At 73.2% G+C, this 16,431-nt stretch carries 15 protein-coding genes; 12 read left to right on the top strand and 3 right to left on the bottom strand.

The features are described from left to right. Positions 1 to 58: 58 nt before the first annotated feature. The 7 genes from ACN27C_RS27780 (at position 59) to ACN27C_RS27750 (ending at position 4,903) form a co-directional block, all read left to right on the top strand. Positions 59 to 1,288, top strand: coding sequence for a flavin-dependent oxidoreductase (locus ACN27C_RS27780; RefSeq protein WP_422751681.1), 1,230 nt, complete (start codon positions 59 to 61; stop codon positions 1,286 to 1,288). Then, complete coding sequence (locus ACN27C_RS27775; protein ID WP_120570413.1) at positions 1,285 to 1,752, top strand: MarR family winged helix-turn-helix transcriptional regulator; 468 nt, start codon at positions 1,285 to 1,287, stop codon at positions 1,750 to 1,752. The genes ACN27C_RS27780 and ACN27C_RS27775 overlap by 4 nt, the downstream gene beginning before the upstream one ends. A gap of 28 nt (positions 1,753 to 1,780) precedes the next feature. After that, the gene (locus ACN27C_RS27770; protein ID WP_422749165.1) at positions 1,781 to 2,245 is read left to right on the top strand and encodes a DUF3237 family protein; all 465 of its coding nucleotides are present in this window, start codon (positions 1,781 to 1,783) and stop codon (positions 2,243 to 2,245) included. Positions 2,246 to 2,365: 120 nt separating this feature from the next. Next, positions 2,366 to 2,794 carry a DUF6153 family protein gene (locus ACN27C_RS27765; RefSeq protein WP_422749163.1) on the top strand — a complete coding sequence of 143 codons (429 nt, stop codon included), beginning with the start codon at positions 2,366 to 2,368 and terminating at the stop codon, positions 2,792 to 2,794. Positions 2,795 to 2,870: 76 nt separating this feature from the next. Beyond that, positions 2,871 to 3,527, top strand: coding sequence for a DUF305 domain-containing protein (locus ACN27C_RS27760; protein ID WP_422749161.1), 657 nt, complete (start codon positions 2,871 to 2,873; stop codon positions 3,525 to 3,527). Positions 3,528 to 3,620: 93 nt separating this feature from the next. Next, positions 3,621 to 3,983: a BlaI/MecI/CopY family transcriptional regulator gene (locus ACN27C_RS27755; RefSeq protein ID WP_252448705.1), complete on the top strand. Its 363-nt coding sequence runs from the start codon at positions 3,621 to 3,623 to the stop codon at positions 3,981 to 3,983. After that, the gene (locus ACN27C_RS27750) at positions 3,980 to 4,903 is read left to right on the top strand and encodes a M56 family metallopeptidase (RefSeq protein ID WP_422749159.1); all 924 of its coding nucleotides are present in this window, start codon (positions 3,980 to 3,982) and stop codon (positions 4,901 to 4,903) included. Before ACN27C_RS27755 ends, ACN27C_RS27750 begins: the two co-directional genes overlap by 4 nt. Before the next feature lie 33 nt (positions 4,904 to 4,936). Here the strand turns inward: ACN27C_RS27750 and ACN27C_RS27745 are convergent, their stop codons facing one another. The 3 genes from ACN27C_RS27745 to ACN27C_RS27735 all read right to left on the bottom strand — a co-directional run bounded on the left by ACN27C_RS27745 (position 4,937) and on the right by ACN27C_RS27735 (position 9,594). Then, the gene (locus ACN27C_RS27745) at positions 4,937 to 6,505 is read right to left on the bottom strand and encodes a CopD family protein (protein ID WP_422749157.1); all 1,569 of its coding nucleotides are present in this window, start codon (positions 6,503 to 6,505) and stop codon (positions 4,937 to 4,939) included. A gap of 121 nt (positions 6,506 to 6,626) precedes the next feature. Beyond that, complete coding sequence (locus ACN27C_RS27740) at positions 6,627 to 8,060, bottom strand: class I adenylate-forming enzyme family protein (RefSeq protein ID WP_422749155.1); 1,434 nt, start codon at positions 8,058 to 8,060, stop codon at positions 6,627 to 6,629. Beyond that, positions 8,050 to 9,594, bottom strand: a complete 1,545-nt coding sequence (locus ACN27C_RS27735) for an NAD(P)-binding domain-containing protein (protein WP_422749153.1) — start codon at positions 9,592 to 9,594, stop codon at positions 8,050 to 8,052. The genes ACN27C_RS27740 and ACN27C_RS27735 overlap by 11 nt, the downstream gene beginning before the upstream one ends. A 63-nt stretch (positions 9,595 to 9,657) precedes the next feature. On the opposite strand from ACN27C_RS27735, the gene ACN27C_RS27730 reads away from it, so the two are divergent. Genes ACN27C_RS27730 through ACN27C_RS27710 form a run of 5 tightly spaced genes read left to right on the top strand, consistent with a single transcriptional unit; the run spans position 9,658 to position 16,397 of the window. Continuing rightward, positions 9,658 to 11,145, top strand: a complete 1,488-nt coding sequence (locus ACN27C_RS27730) for an aromatic amino acid ammonia-lyase (RefSeq protein WP_120570409.1) — start codon at positions 9,658 to 9,660, stop codon at positions 11,143 to 11,145. A gap of 12 nt (positions 11,146 to 11,157) precedes the next feature. Further along, complete coding sequence (locus ACN27C_RS27725) at positions 11,158 to 12,723, top strand: NAD(P)-binding domain-containing protein (RefSeq protein WP_422749151.1); 1,566 nt, start codon at positions 11,158 to 11,160, stop codon at positions 12,721 to 12,723. Between the two features lies 1 nt (position 12,724). After that, entirely contained in the window at positions 12,725 to 13,801 is a 1,077-nt protein-coding gene (locus ACN27C_RS27720) for an alpha-hydroxy acid oxidase (RefSeq protein ID WP_422749149.1), read from the top strand. Next, entirely contained in the window at positions 13,798 to 15,132 is a 1,335-nt protein-coding gene (locus ACN27C_RS27715) for a cytochrome P450 (RefSeq protein WP_422749147.1), read from the top strand. Before ACN27C_RS27720 ends, ACN27C_RS27715 begins: the two co-directional genes overlap by 4 nt. After that, positions 15,129 to 16,397 carry a cation:proton antiporter gene (locus ACN27C_RS27710; RefSeq protein ID WP_422749145.1) on the top strand — a complete coding sequence of 423 codons (1,269 nt, stop codon included), beginning with the start codon at positions 15,129 to 15,131 and terminating at the stop codon, positions 16,395 to 16,397. The genes ACN27C_RS27715 and ACN27C_RS27710 overlap by 4 nt, the downstream gene beginning before the upstream one ends. Positions 16,398 to 16,431 lie beyond the last annotated feature (34 nt).

Below are 16,431 nucleotides of genomic sequence, written 5' to 3'. Positions count from 1 at the left end.
TGTGACCAAACTGTGTGGTTGGTGGCACGGTGGCGGAGGGAGCGACGACTTGGCGATCGTGATCGTGGGCGCTGGTATCGGTGGCCTGACCACTGCGCTCAGCCTGCATCAAGCCGGCTTCCGTGACATCGCCGTCTACGAGCGCGCCGCCGCGCTGCGCCCACTCGGCGTCGGGATCAATCTGCTTCCGCACGCCGTCCGGGAGTTGACCGAATTGGGCCTCGGCGAACGCGTGGAAAGGCTGGGCGCCGCACCCGGCACGCTTGCCTACTACAACCGTTACGGCCAGCAGATCTGGAGCGAGCCGCGCGGACGGGATGCCGGATATCGCTGGCCGCAGCTTTCCGTGCACCGCGGCCGGTTCCAGATGGAACTGCTCGCCGTGGTGCGGGAACGGCTGAGGGCCGGCGCGGTGCACACCGGGCACCGGCTCGTCGGCGTCCGGGACGGCGTCGCCCGCTTCGAGACGGCAGCCGGGGAGGTGAGCGTCGCGGGTGACCTGATCGTCGGAGCGGACGGCATCCACTCCGAGCTGCGCCGGCAGCATCATCCCGGCGAGGGAGCGCCACTCTGGAACGGGCTGACGCTGTGGCGGGGGACGGCGCGAGCGCCCGGATTCCTGGACGGGCGAACCATGATCATGGCAGGGGACGCGGAACAGAAGTTCGTCGCGTACCCGATCGGCGCCGGCCTGATCAATGTCGTAGCGGAGCGGCGCGGGCCCGGTTTCGCCGGGCCGAACGCGGACTGGAACCGGGCGGTCGACCCCGCGCCGGTCGTCTCGCTCTTCGCGGGCTGGCGTTTCCCGTGGCTCGACGTGCCGGAACTGCTGGCCGCCGCCGACGAGATCCTCGAATACCCCATGGTGGACCGCGACCCGATCGACACGTGGACCCACGGGAACACCACGCTGCTCGGCGACGCGGCGCACCCGATGTATCCCAACGGCTCCAACGGGGCGTCGCAGGCGATCCTGGACGCGCGTACCCTCGCCTTCCACCTCGCCACCGCGCCGACGGTGCGGGTGGCGCTCGACGCCTACGAGGCGGACCGGCGGCCGGCGACCACCGCGCTCGTGCTGAGCAACCGGCGGCAGGGCCCGGAACAGGTGATGGTGCTCGCCCGCGAGCGCGCGCCGGACGGGTTCGCGGACATCCACGACGTCATCGGACCGGAGGAGCTGACCGAGATCGCCACCGGATACAAGAAGGCGGCCGGCTTCCTGCCCGCCGACCTCAACGAACGGGCCTCCCTGACGCCGACGGTCTTCTCGGGCGTCCTGCCGTGACCGGCCCGGAACCGCCCGAGCTGGACGCCGCGCGACTGGCGTCGGTGATCTCACCGCTGCGCCGCACGCTGCTCGCCGCCGCCCGGGCCGCCGAGCACCTGCCGGAGATCCCGGACGCGCAGATCGAGATCGTGCGGGCCCTGCCCCGGGGCACCGTCTCCGGTCCCGGTGAGCTGGCCGAACGGCTCCGGCTGAGCCGCTCGACGGTCAGCAACCTGCTCACCACGATGGAGGGCAGGGGTCTCGTCGAGCGCCGCCCCCGTCCGGGCAACCACCGGCACGTCGAGGTCCTCGCCACCCCGAAGGCCCTCGACCTGTTCGACCGCTTCGACCTCGCGAGCGGAGACCTGGTCGCCCGCGCCGCCGCCACCCTGCCGGCGGCGGACCGCGCGGCCCTCGCCGCCGCGGTGCCCGCGCTGGAACGCCTCCGCGACGCCCTCGCGCAGCCCAAGGACACCCCATGAGTACGCGCCGACCCGCCGGCCGGACGCCGTGAGCGCCCCGCCGGTGCCCGGTCTGGAGGCTGCGTTCGAGGTGGAGGCCCGGCTCGGGGTGCTGGAGGACCACGGGACGACCCGCGCGGGTCACCGCCGTGTCGTGCCGATCGTCGGCGGCCGGGTCACCGGCCTGTTCGAGGCCGACATCCTTCCCGGCGGCGCCGACTGGCAGGTGGTCCGCCCCGACGGCGCGATCGAGATCGACACGCGCTACTCGGCGCGCACCGCGGACGGCGGTCACGTCTACATCCGGACGTTCGGCGTCCGCAGCGGCCGCCCGGCGGTCCTCGAAGCGCTGCTGCGCGGCGAGGAGGTCGACCCGGCCGAGTACTACTTCCGGCTGGGCGTACGACTGGAGACGTCGGTGCCCGCGCTGGCCGTGCTGGAGCAGTCCGTCTTCGTGGCGTCGGCGATCCGTGAGGCCGACCGGGTGCGCTACACCGCCTACCGCGTCACCTAGGAGTTCCCGACCGGCGCGTTGTACGCGTTCGCCCTCCCCGTGCCCGGCCGCCGTGATATCCCATCTACTATGCGCCTGTAGTAGACGCTGATGCCGGGCCGGACGAGCGGAGGGGGTGGGATGGGACGCGTACACCCGCTGCTGCGGTCGGCGCTGTTCGTCGCCGTGGCGTTCGGAGTGTTCGGGATGCACACCTTCGGTCACCCGGCCGGACCCGACGCCGCCCACGCGAGCGCCGTTCACGCGAGCGCCGCCCACGCCGGCACCGGCCACGCCGCCGGCACCGGCCACGAGATCGCCGCCGCGCCCGACGCCGCACCCGGAGACGGCGGCTCGCCCGGGCACCGCGACGGCCTGCACGCGTTCACCGTGTGCCTGGCGGTGCTGGGCGGCGCCCTGATCCTCGGCGTCCTGGCCCTGCTACGCCGACGCCGCCGGGGCGCCGGCACGCCGGCCGGCCCCTGGTCCCGGGTCAACCGCCCGGACCGGGGTCCACCCCGCCCGCCCATCGGGCTGCGACTGCGCGCCGCAACGGTCCTGCGCACGTGAGGAGAGCACGGTCCGGCGTCCCGCCCGGACCCGACGACTCCGTTCCGGCACACCTCACGACAAGGACCACGTACCGATGAAACCGACCATCCTGCGCCGCGCCGCCCTCGCGGGCGTCGCCCTGTCCGCCCTGCTCGCCGTCGCCGCCTGCGGCGGCGACGACACCGGCGGCATGACGCACGGCACCGGCAGCAGCTCCGCAGCGGGCGCCTCGCCCTCGGCCGGCGTCACCTTCAACGACGCGGACGTGATGTTCGCCCAGATGATGATCCCGCACCACCAGCAGGCGGTCACGATGGCCGACCTGGCCCCGACGCGCGCGAGCGACACCGAACTGAAGGACCTGGCCGCCAGGATCAAGGCGGCGCAGGATCCGGAGATCACCACCATGAAGGGGTGGCTCACGGCCTGGGGCAAGCCCACCGACCTGCCCGGCGACCACAGCATGCCCGGGATGAGCGCCACGCCCGGGCACGACATGCCGGGGATGACCTCGGGGATGCCCGGCATGATGTCCGAGCAGCAGATGAAGGACCTCGCCGCCGCGAACGGCGCCGCCTTCGACAAGATGTTCGCCGAGATGATGATCGCCCACCACGACGGCGCCATCGACATGGCCAGGACCGAGCAGGCCGACGGCCGCAACCCCGAGGCCAAGGCGCTCGCCGCCAGGATCGCGGCGGATCAGGCCACCGAGGTGCAGACCCTGCGGAAGATCCTCGACCGCCTGTAGACGGCCGGGTGCGGCCGGTCCCGGCCTCGGCGTCGGGACCGGCCGCACCGCCACGACACCTGACGTACCCTGACCGGCACGAAGGGAGAGCACGTGGCGGAACTGGGCAAACTCGAGTCGGCAGTGATGGACGTCCTGTGGCGTGCCCCCGAGCCCGTGCTCGTACGCGACGTCCTCGACGCGGTGACCACCGACCGGGCCCTGGCGTACACGACAGTCCTCACCGTGCTGGACAACCTGCACCGCAAGGGCTGGGCCGTACGGGAGAAGGACGGCAAGGCCTACCGCTACCGTGCCGCCGGCACCCGCGAGGAGATCATCGCGCGGACACTGCGCCGGGTCGTCGAGACGAGCACCCACCCCGACCTGGTGCTCCTGCACTTCGCCCGGTCCGCCTCCGACCACGAACTGCACATCCTGCGGCAGGTCCTGGACGAGCGGGAGTCCGGGGCGTGAGCCTCGCGCTCGCCCTCGTCACCGGCGCGGCGCTGGTCGCCTGCTGCGGCCCCGCCGTGCTGCGGTTGTGCTTCCGGCACGTCGCCGACCCCGTCGCGATGCTGCTCGGCTGGCTCGGCCTGATCGTCGCGGTGACCGCCACCTTCGTCCTCGCCACCGTGATGCTCCTCGCCCCGGGCAGCACCCGGCGGTGGGCGCTGCACGACCTCGCCCGCATCTGCTGGCACTGGGCGCAACCCAGCCGGCCGCCCGCCGTCGACGAGATCGCCGGGGCGGCCGCAGCGCTGGTCCTGCTGGTCGTGCTCGCCCGGTTCACGGCGACCTGCGCCCGCCGGGCCCTGCGCGCCCACCGTGCCCGCCGCGCCCACGCCGACCTGCTCACGCTGGCCGGCGGCCCGTCGGAGCGCGGCGAGGCGGCGGTGCTGTGGATCCCCCACCCGACCCCGATGGCCTACAGCCTCGGCGGATCCCGCGGGCTGACGGTCCTGGCCAGTGCCGCCGGTGACCTGCCGGCGGACCAGCTCGCCGCGGTGCTCAGCCACGAGCGGGCACACCTGCGAGAACGCCACCACCTCCTGGTGGCCGCCGTGGAAGGGCTCGCGGCCGCCGTACCGTGGCTGCCCCTGACCCGCCAGGCGCCCGCGGCCGTGCGCCTGCTCGTCGAACTGCGCGCCGACGCCGCCGCCGTCCGCGAGTGCGGCCCGACCGCTGTACGCGACGCGCTGCTGACCTTCGCCGGCGCGCCGCACCCGCCGTCCGCGCTGTCGATGGCCGGCGACGACGTGGCCATCCGGCTCCAGCGCCTCCAGGGGCGCCGCCCGCACCGCCGCGACCTGCTCGCCCGCGCCGTGCTCGCCTCGACCGCCCTGGCCGCCCCTCTGGGCGCCGGCGTGGTCACCGGCATCCTGTTCTGCCTGTAGACCCCCGGACCGCCCCGGCAGCGCGGGCGCGACCTACGTGCCGGCGTTCACCAGGATCGCGGTGGTCAGCAGGACGGCCACCATCAGCACCGCCTCCGCCAGCACCGTGCGGCGCAGGCGACGCATGCCGTCCGGGGTGGGATCGTCCAGCCGGGGTACCACCCGCCTGCTGTTGTAGAGCCCGACGACTGCGACGACCGCCACCAACGCGACCTTGACCAGGAGCACCTGCCCCCAACCGGTGCTCACCAGGTGAGCGGGCCGGTCCAGGATCGCCACCGTCAACGCGGCACCGGCGACGCCCGTGAGCGTCACCGCCGCCGTTGCCGGAACGGAGAACCGCACCGCCATCTCGGCCGCGCCCGTCGGCACACCGAGGCGCGCACGCCCCAGCAGCAGCGCGGCCAGGAGCAGAACCCCGCCGACCCACACCGACGCGGCGACCGTGTGCGCGACGTCCGCCGCCACGACGATGGCCCGTGGCCGGGCGGTGACGGTGTGCCCGTCGAACAGGAACGAACCGACCAGCAGCGCCACCGTGACGCCGAGGAGCACCGGCCGGACCGCTCGCGCGCGTACCCGTTGCGTCTCCTCGCCGCTCGCGTCGCCGGCGGGCGGCACGACCAGGGGGCGAGGGGCGGTCGGGATCGCGGCGACTGTGGCCACGGCGTGCCGCCCGGCCGCGTGCCGACCCCGGATCAGCGCCGCATCCAGGGAACCGGCCACGAGCAACCCGGCCGCGCCGGCGAACCGCAGACCCAGCCCGGCGGCCACCGGCGTACGGCCGAGCGCGGTCAACGCCTGCACGCTGACCGCCGAGGCGAGACCGTCCCCGCCGAACACCGCCGCCAGCGCCGCGAGTTCGAGCACCACGCCGGCCGCCACCGTCAGCCCGGCGGCCCGCACCCAGACCTGGACCAGCCGGATGTCGCTGCGCGTCCCCACCAATGTGGTCAGCGCGAAGACGAGACCGCCCACGCCGAGCAGGATCGCCCCGTAGGACAGCCAGCGCCCCGCCGTGCCGACCAGCCGCACCGGACCCTGGTCGGCGTCGGCGGTGTGACCCACTGCGTGAGCGCCGGAGTGGGTCGGTGGAGACGCCGACGGAACGCCCGGTCCACCGTGACCGGCGTGCCCCTGCGCACCGGCGGTGGGCCGAGGCGTGGCGGTCGCGCCCGGCGGCGCGGCGGCCGGGACCACGGTGAACGTGACGTCGCCGGTCAGCGGATGGGCGTCCGGGGCGGCCACGCTCCAGCGCAGCGTGAACTCCCCGCCGGTCAACGCGGCGGAGGGGTGGACCAGCCACGTACGGCCCCCGTCGGGGGTGTGACTGGTCACCGGGACGGCAGCGCCCTCGCGGGAGAGTTTGAAGCCGGCCGCTGTGGGCGTGCCGGGGGCGCTGAACGTCAGCCGGATCTCCGCTACCGCGCCGTCCACGCGTGCGCCGTCCGCCGGTACGACCTTGAGCAGCTTGAAGTGCGCGGCGGCGGGCGACGCGGAGCCGAGCACCACGAACACGGTGGGGCACAACGCCAGCCACACCAGCAGCACCCACCGGGCCACGCCGCGCGCCGGCAACCGATGACGCCGCGGGAGAGGCACTGATGGTCCCTTCGTCGGGGAGACCTGGACCCGACGCCCATCGCTCCGACCTGATGCGGTCGCCATCCTAGGGGAACTACTAAGAATTGGTAGTAGACCCCGACCGCGCCGAGGGCCGCGGTCAGCCGGTCGTCATGTACGCCAGGGCGCGCTTGTCCGGCTTCCCGCTGGTCGCCACCGGGACCCGGTCGATCGGCTGGATCGTCCGCGGGACCGACGCCTCGCCCAGCGCCTCCGCCACCACCGCACGCAACCGCCCGGCGTCCGGCACGCAACCGGCGGCCGGCACCACGTACGCGTGCACCGCCTCCCCGGTGACGTCGTCGGGACGGCCGACGACGTACGCCTCGGCGACTGTCGGGTCGGCGGCGAGGACCCGCTCGATCGGGCCGGCGTACACCAGGTTGGCCTGCACGATGACGACGTCCCGGATCCGGCCGAGCAGGTGCAGGTAGCCGTCGCCGTCCAGCCGGGCCAGGTCGCGGGTGCGGACCCAGCCGTCGGTGAACACCTCGGCGGTCTCGACCGGATCGTTCCAGTAGGCGGCGGCCTGCGCCGGTGTCCGGACGAACAGTTCCCCCTCGGTGGCGGGTCGGCCGTCGGCGTCCCGGATGGACAGCGTGGTCACCGGGGGAGGGCGGCCGACCGAGGCGAGCGCGGCCGGGTACGCCAGCATCTCGCCCGGCGTCACCATCGTGATCATGCCGGTCTCGGTCTGGCCGTAGCCGTGGAAGACGACGGGGCCGAGCACGTCGAGCGCCTCGGCGAGCCGGCCCGGTGGGAGCGGGGAGCCGGAGACCAGCAGGGCCCGCAGGCTGCTCAGGTCGGCCGGATCGGTGCGCTGGTCCCGCACGAGCTGGTTCAGCTTGCCCACAGTGATCACGCTCGCGGTCGCCCGGTGCCGGGCGATCATTCCCGGGAGGCCGGGGGGACGGGCCGCGACCAGGGTGCCGCCGGCGGCCAGGGTGAGGATGCCGTACTCCAGCATCACCTGGCTGCTCAGCGAACCGAAGACGAGGTAACGCTGGAGCCGGGTGGCGAGGTCCGCGACCGCCGGCGGCCAGCGATCCGGGTACGGCGCCCAGGCCGCGCTCATCGCCGCGTACGTCTGCGCGCAGCCCTTCGGACTGCCGGTGCTGCCGCTGGTCCAGATGATCCGGGCGACGTCGTCCGGGCGTCCGGCGGCGACCAGCGGCCTTCCGTCGTCGGGGGTGCGTGCCAGTCCGGCGACCCGGGCGTCGTCGACCAGCAGCGTGTTGCCGCCGAGCTGCCAGGCGCGGTGGGCCGGGGTCAGGTCGGGGCGGATCCCGGAGACCCGGGCGCCGACCGCGAACGCCGCGATGATCGTCGCGAACGCCTCCGCGGTGACGCCGAGCCGCAGGGCCACCCCGACGCCGGGCCCCGCGCCGGCGGCCCGGAGACCGGCCGCGATGCGGCGGACCATCCGGTACGTCTGGGCCGTGGTGACGGTCCGGTCGCCGTCCTCGAAGACGGGCCGGTCGTCACCGGCGGCGAGCAGGTCCAGTACGGGCTGCGGCCAGACCTCAGCCGGCATCGGAGAGCACGCCCTTGACGAAGAGCACGAGCGGCTGGTGGTGGACGTCCGGCAGGTTCCAGTGGTTCTCCAGGTTCTCCGCGAGGTGGTGCACGGCGACGACCCGGCCGCCACGGTGGACCCGGACGACCGGGTGCAGGTAGCTGGCGTCGTGCGCGTGCGCGGCGTCGTTCTCGGCGATCCGCGGCACGGTGATGTCGAACGGGTCGACCTGGTCGTGGTCCGGCCCGTACTCCAGCGTGACCACGAACGCGAACGGTTCCGGGCCCAGGCCGCCGTCGTGCAGGTACGCGACCGGCACCTCCTCGTGGTACCGCGCGGTGTCGCCGGAGATGACGACGACGTCACCGAGGACGGCGAACTGCTGCCACAACGCCGAGGTGCGGTTGATCCGCGCGATGATCGCGTCGGTGATCGCCTCCGGGGTGACCTCCAGTGGCGTGGCCGGCCAGGGCGTGTCGTGGTGGCGGGCGTCGAGGATCCGGTGCAGGGCCCGCACGCCGTACCGGAAGCCGTGGATGAACCCGTTCGTCGAGCGCTTGAAGTCGCGCTGCTGGGTGAGGGTGCCGGCGAAGTACAGGCCGGGGACGTTCACCGACTCGTACGCCGAGGTCTGCTCGGGGAAGCGGTCGTTGATGACGAGCCGGGGCCGGGCGGACGGGTCGAAGATGCTCGCGTCGAACCGGAATCCGGTGCAGAGGATCACCCGGTCGTAGTCGATCTGCCGGATCGCCTCGACCGTGCGGGCGTACCGGAAGTCGATCCGGTAACCGCCGTCGTCGCGCCGGGCGATCCGCTCCACGGTGCCGTCGAGGACCGCGTTCTGCGACTTGAGCTGGTACGTGTCGAGGAAGTTGTTGTTCACCGCACGCAGGTGCCCGACGTAGTGCGACTGCCACGCCAGCTTGACCGAGTGCGGGCCGGCGACGTGGATGACGGCGGCGGTCTCGACGAGCGCGTCGGCGGTCTCGAAGGCGGAGTTGCCCTTGCCGATGATGAGGACGCGCTGGTCGGTGAAGTCGTCCGGGTCGACGCTGACCGTGTCGTACCGTTCGGCGAGTTCGGCGCCCGCGATCGGCGGCACGTACAGCTGGGACACGCCGGTGGCGACGACCACGCGGCGGGCGGTGAGGGTGTCGTCGCCGGCGTGGACGGTGAACAGGTCGCCGTCGTGCGCGACCCGGGACACCCGGGTGCCGTACCTGACCCGCAGGCCGCGGGCGACGTCCGCGAGGTAGCGCACCAGGTCCGCGGCGTCCGGGAAGTAGCGCCGGCTGTAGTTCTTGAACAGCAGCGCCGGATCGTCGGTGAGCAGTGAGTTCCAGTCCGCGCGCAGATTGAACTCCGGGTCGTCGGAACCGGTCCAGACCTTGTTGATCGAGATGAGTTGCCGGTGCCGGGGGTAGGTGGTGAAGAACGTGCCCGGCGCCGGGCCGGCTTCCAGGACCAGATGGTCGCGGCCGTCGCGCTCGAGCAGGTGAGCGAGCTGCAACCCGGCCGGTCCGGCTCCGATGATCAGATAGTCGAGCGTCATGCGCCGCAACGTAGCGACCCGATCTCAGAGCGTTCTGAGAATTCGTCTCTAGGGTGCGATCGCATGACGACAGAGGTGGACTTCGATGTCCCACTGCGGATCGCCGATCTCCGCGCCGCCCGTGACCCGATCAAAGTCGTGGCCGGACCGCAGGTCCGCGACAGGGTCACGGCCGCCCGTACGTTCCTGTCCACCGTGCTCGGCGACGACCGCGCGGTGTACGGCGCCACCACCGGCTTCGGCGCCCTCGTCGGGTACGCGGGCCGCGCCGACCTGCGTGACCAGGCCGACAACACGCTCGCCCACCTCGGCGCCGGTCAGGGCCCGGACCTCGATCCGGAGGTGGTCCGCGCGACGCTGCTGCTGCGGGCCGCGTCGCTGGCCCGCGGCGCGTCGGGCGTGTCCCCGCACGTGATCGACGCCCTCGCGGCGATGCTCGCGACCACGTTCGTCCCCGCGATGCCCCGGCTGGGCTCGGTCGGCGCCAGCGGTGACCTGATCCCGCTCGGCGCGGCCGCCCAGGCGTTGCGGGGCCGCGGCCACGCCTACCTGGACGGGGTGCGGATGCCCGCGGCCGAGGCGCTGAAGCGGGCCGGGCTGGAACCCCTGCCGCTGGACGGCCGGGACGCTCTCGCCCTGGTCAACGGCACATCCCTGACCACGGCGGCGACGGCGCTGGCGCTGGACACGGTCCGCGCCGCGCACCGGGCGGTCCAGGTGCTCACCTGCCTGCTCGCCGATCTGCTCGGCAGCGACACGCAGTTCCTCGACGCCCGGCTGCTGCGCGCGTACGGCCATCCGGGCGCGGCCGACGTGGGCGCGCGGATGCGCCGGGTCAGCGACGGACTCGTCGCGTCCGGCACGCGCCCGTTGCAGGAGCCGTACAGCATCAGGTGCACGCCGCAACTGCTCGGCGCCGCCGAGGACGCCCTGCGCTACGTCGACGCCGTCGTCGCGGCCGACCTCGCGAGCGTCACCGACAACCCGCTGTTCTTTCCCGACGACGACCTCGTGGTGCACGGCGGCAACTTCTTCGGGCAGCCGGCCGCGTTCGCCGCCGACGTGCTGTCGATGGTCACGGCGCAGGTCGGGAACCTCGCCGAACGGCAACTGGACCTGCTCGTCGACCCGAACCGCAACGGCGGCCTGCCGCCGATGCTGGCCGCCGGGCCGGGCCGGCAGCACGGGCTCCAGGGGGTGCAGCTGGCGTCGACCGCGCTGGTCACCGAGATCCGCCGGGACACCATGCCCGCGAGCATGCAGAGCGTGCCGACCAACCTGCACAACCAGGACGTGGTCCCGCTCGGCACCCAGGCCGCGCTGCGGGCACTGGACCAGGCCCGGCTGCTGCACCTCGTCGTCGGGTCGCTCGCGCTGGGGCTGCGCCAGGCCGCGTACGTCGGGGCGCGTGAGCCGACCGCGTCCGGCTGCGCCGCGGCGCTCGCGGCGGTGGCCGCTGTCGTACCGCCGGTCGACCCGGACCGGCCGCTGGACGGTGACGTGCGGCGCGCGGCCGACGTGATCGCGGATTTCTCCGTTTCTTTCTCCTGAGAGTGGGCGCACATGACGCTTGACTACCTGATCGTCGGGGCCGGGCCGGCGGGCCTGCAACTCGCGGCTCTGCTGGAGGCCGACGGCAAGCGCGACTACCTGGTCCTGGAACAGGCGGACATCCCGGGGGCGTTCTTCGCCACCTTTCCCCGCCACCGGCAACTGATCTCCATCAACAAGCCGCACACCGGCTCGGACGACCCGGAGCTGAACCTGCGGCTGGACTGGAACTCACTGCTCAGCGACGACCCGGCGCTGCGGTTCACCGGCTACACGGAACGGTACTTCCCCGACGCCGACGTGATGGTCCGCTACCTGGCGGACTTCGCCGCGAAGACAGGGGTACGGGTCCGGTACGGCACCCGGGTGACGTCGATCGGCAAGGTCGACGGGGTGTTCGAGGCCCGGGCGGGGGAGGAGGTCTTCCGGGCGCGCCGGCTGATCGTCGCCACCGGCGTCTCCCAGCCGTACCGGCCGGAGATCCCCGGGCTGGAACTCGCCGAACAGTACGCGGAGATGTCCGTCGACCCGCGCGACTACGTCGACCAGAAGGTGCTGATCATCGGCAAGGGGAACTCCGCGTTCGAGACCGCGGACAACCTCATGGAGACCACCACGCTGATCCACCTCGCCGGGCCGGGTTCGGTGCGGATGGCCTGGCGTACGCACTACGTGGGTCACCTGCGCGCGGTGAACAACAACTTCCTGGACACGTACCAGCTCAAGTCGGCGAACGCGATCCTCGACGGCGACGTCAGGCGGATCGAGCGCGACGGTGCCGGTTACAAGGTGACGTTCTCGTTCTCCCGCGCGGACGAGGTGGTCAAGGAACTGCGGTACGACCGGGTGCTCGCCTGCACCGGGTTCGCCTTCGACGCGTCAGTCTTCGACGACACCTGCCGTCCGGCGCTCGCGATCCGGGACCGCTTCCCGGCGCAGACCCCGGAGTGGGAGTCGGTGAACGTGCCCGGCCTCTACTTCGCCGGCACGATCAGCCAGGAACGGGACTTCAAACGCTCGACGAGCGGGTTCATCCACGGTTTCCGGTATGCCGTCCGGGCGCTGCACCGGATCCTGGAGCGACGGTACGGGGACACGCCGTGGCCGGCGGAGAAGCTGGACGCCACCGGAGAGCTGATCGCCGACGCCGTCGTCGCGCGGGTCAACCGCACCTCCGCCCTGTGGCAGCAGTTCGGCTTCCTCGGCGACGTGGTCACGGTGGCCGGATCCGACGCGCGCTACCACGACGAGGTGCCGGTCGAGTACTTCACCGGCACCGGCCTGCGCACCGCTGACCACGACTACACGGACGCCTTCGTCGTCACGCTCGAGTACGGGCCCGAGCACGACCGGGTGGATCCGTTCGACGTCACTGTCAGCCGGATCGCCCAGGACGTCGCCGGCCAGGCCCACGACGCCGCGTACCTGCATCCGGTCGTCCGCCACCACCGGGCGGGCCGGGTCGTCGCCACGCACCACCTCGCGGAGAACCTGGAGAACCGGTGGGATCGGCCGGAGACCCACGTCGCGCCGCTGGTCGCGTTCGTCGACCGCTGCCTGAGCGGCGTCGAGGGCTGAGATGCGTCCGCTGGACGGCACCGCCCTGGACGGCCCGGCGCTGAACCTGGCCGAGCTGGCCGCCGACGCGCGGGGCCGCCTGGACCCGGTGCACTGGGACTTCTTCACCGGTGGGGCCGGCGATGAGCGCACGGTCCGCGCCAACGAGGCGGCGTTCGCCCGGCGCTACCTGGTGCCCCGCGTCCTGCGCGGCGCGGGCCGGCGCGACCTGGGAACCTCGCTGCTCGGCACGCGGATCTCGATGCCGGTGCTGATCGCGCCGACCGCGTTCCACCGGCTGGCCCACCCCGAGGGCGAGGTGGCCACCGCGCGCGCCGCCGCCGAGGCGGGCACGATCATGGTGGTCAGCATGGCGGCCACCCGGCCGGTCGAGCAGATCGCCGCCGCCGGAGGGCCGCTGTGGTTCCAGCTCTATCCGCAGGCGGATCTCGACTTCACCGCGTCGGTGGTGCGGCGGGCGGAGGCGGCCGGCTGCTCGGCCCTGGTCGTCACCGTCGACTCACCCGTGTTCGGCCGGCGGGAACGCGATCTGCGGCACGGCTTCGCCGACCTGCCGCCCGGGCTGGTCTGCGAGAACATGCGCGACGCGAGCGGCCGGGTGCGCGACATCGGGATGGACGCCGGGCTGGACTGGGCCCGGATCGCCTGGCTGCGCGAGGTCACCACGCTGCCGATCCTGCTGAAGGGGGTGCTGCATCCCGCTGACGCGGCGCTGGCCGTCTCGTACGGTCTCGACGGTCTGCTGGTCTCCAACCACGGCGGCCGGCAGCTCGACGGGGCGCTCGCCACCCTGGACGCGTTGCCGGCCGTCGTCGAGGCGGTCGGCGGTCGGCTGCCGGTGCTGCTCGACGGCGGCGTCCGCCGGGGAGCCGACGTCCTGGTGGCGCTGGCGCTCGGCGCGAGCGCGGTGCTGGTCGGCCGCCCGGTGCTGTGGGGGCTCGCGGTGGGTGGCGCCGCCGGGGTGCGCCACGTGCTCGACCTGCTGCACGCCGACCTCGACCGGGCGCTGGCGCTGGCCGGCGTCACCGGTCCGGCCGACCTGCGCGGTGACCTGATCGCCACGGTGGCATGCGGATGAACGTCCTGATCGCCCTGCCGATCCTGGCGGGGATCGCGTGGACCGTTCCGTACTGGCTGCCCCGGACCGTGGTCCGGCTGCGGGAGTGGGTGTTCGTCAAGGTCAACGGCGTCGAGGGCGTACCGGTGCCGGGCCCCACCGTCGGCATGGAGCACTTCGAGCGGGTGTACGCCGATCCGGCGGCGGACGGGCGCAGCCGGGGAGCCGGGTTGTCGGACCTGTTCTGGTACTGGCTGGCGCCCGGACCGCACATGCACCAGGAACATCTGGAGCCGGGGGAGCGCTACCGGACCGTGGCCGCCACGACGCGGCGGGTGCTCGCGGTACGCCGTCAGGGCTGCGACGACCTCGCGACCGCCGCCACCGGGCGGGTGCTCGACCGGCTGCCGGCCGGCCGGACCAGCCACGTACGGCTGCGCGACCTGATGATGCCGGTCTGGGCCGAGGTCTACTACGAACTCGTCTTCGGTGAGGCGTGCCCCCCTGACGCGCGGGCGTTGATCGTCGCCAACGCCGACGACGTGGTCAACGGGCTCAAGTGCACCGGCCTGCGGCACATGCGGCGGCGCGACCGGCTGACCGCCTATCTGCGCGACCGGATCGAGGCGGGTACCTGCCCGGTGACGCTGCCGCCGCCGTTCACCGTGCAGGAGACGGCCTGGTATCTCCAGGGCGCCTTCTTCAACACCGCCGTGGTGCAGATGTCCGAGGCGATGGCGCACGTGCTGCTCGCCCTCGCCACACATCCCGATCTCCAGCGAGGACTCGACGACGACGAGGCGCTGGACCGGGTGATCGACGAGACGCTGCGGGTGCATCCGCTCTTCGGCGTGGCGCACCGGATCACGTCGGCGCCGATCACGCTGCCCACCGGCGTGTCCCTGCCCGCCGGGACGGTACTGCTCTTCAACTATCTGGCGTTCCACCGCGGCGGAGCCGCCGGGGACGACCGGTTCGACCCGGACCGGTGGCTGACGCTCAGGCGCGGCGACGCGCACTTCATCCCGTACGGGGTCACCGCGAACCGGGCCTGCCCGGCCCGCGGCGTCGCGCCGGTGATGCTGCGCGCCGCGACCCGCGAGGTGCTGCGCCGGTACGTCCTGACCTCCTCGGCCTCGCACACCCGCTCGCTGCCCAGCCGCGGTCCGGCGTATCTGACTCCGGCCGGGTGCACCGGTCCGGGGCGGCTGCGGCTGGCCGCGATGCGGTCGCGGGACCGGTGGGCGGACGTGGGCCGCAGCGTCCGGCAACTGGTGTTCGGCACCTGGATGGTGCTCGACGCCCGCAGGCAGCGGTTGTGCACCGACTACTTCGAGAGGGCGGTCCGATGACACCAACGGAGCTGGCGCCGCGGTTCTTCATCGCGGTCACGGTGATCCTGATCTTCTGCAAGGGGGTCGCCTGGCTGCTCGGCAAGGCGGGCCAGCCCGCCGTGGTCAGCGAGATGCTCGCCGGCGTGCTGCTCGGCCCGTCGCTGCTGGGGCTCCTCCTGCCGGACGTGCAGAACGCCCTGTTCCCGGCCCCGCTGCTGCCGGTCCTCTACGTGGTGGGTCAGGTCGGCCTGGTGCTGTTCATGTTCCAGGCCGGGTACGCGTTCAGCGCCCACCGGGTCACCGGGCTGGCCGGCACCGCCGGCGTGATCTCCCTGGCCGGGGTCACCGCGCCGCTCGTGCTGGGGGTGCTGCTGGTGCTGGTGACGGCGGGCGCCGTGCCGATCCGGGCCGACGGGACGTCACTCGGGGTCTCGGCCGCGTTCGTCGGCGTCGCGCTGGCCATCACCGCGTTCCCGATGCTGGCCCGGATCATCACCGAGCACGGGCACGCCGGCACCCGGCACGGCACGCTCTCCCTGGCCAGCGGCGCGATCGACGACATGGCCGCCTGGATCATGCTGGCCGCCGTCCTGGCGTTCGCCTCCGGCGAGGCCGGCCCCGCGATCGTCACGGCCGGTGGAGCGGTCCTGTTCGGACTGGTGCTCTGGCTCGGCGGGCGCGCGGTCACCTCCACACTGATGACCCACCGCGCCCTGGGCGACCGCGCCCGGCTGCTCGGCACCGTCGCCCTGCTGTTCCTGGTCGCCTGGTACACCGACGAGATCGGGCTGTACGCGGTCTTCGGCGCGTTCGCGGTCGGCGTGGTGATGCCCCGCACCGACAACACCGACCGGGTCGTGGACACGCTCACCCCGGTCGCCGCGACGCTCTTCCTGCCGTTGTTCTTCACCTACTCGGGGCTGCGGACGGAGTTCGGGCTGCTCGGTTCGCTGCCGGTGCTGCTGTTCGCGCTGGCCTGCGTGGCGGTGGCGATCGCCGGCAAGTTCGGTGCCTGCTGGGCGGCGGCGAGGCTCCGCGGTGAGCCGTCCGGTGTGGCGCTGCGGGTCGGCGCGCTGATGAACGCCCGCGGCCTGATGCAGCTCATCGCACTGAACGTCGGGTTGGAGGCGGGCATCGTGAACCCGTCCCTGTTCACCGTGCTGGTGCTGGTCGCGCTGGTCACCACGCTGATGACGACGCCGGCGCTGAGCTGGATCGAGCGCCGGGAGGCGCAACGGCCCGACGACGTCCGCGCGCCCGCGCTGGCGGTTTCAGATAGTTGAAGATGCAAATACCGATGGTTGCATCGACTAGCAT

This window comes from Micromonospora sp. WMMD1219 (assembly GCF_049315215.1).
Lineage (GTDB): Bacteria > Actinomycetota > Actinomycetes > Mycobacteriales > Micromonosporaceae > Micromonospora > Micromonospora tulbaghiae.
This window is presented reverse-complemented; position numbering and strand designations above follow the sequence as displayed.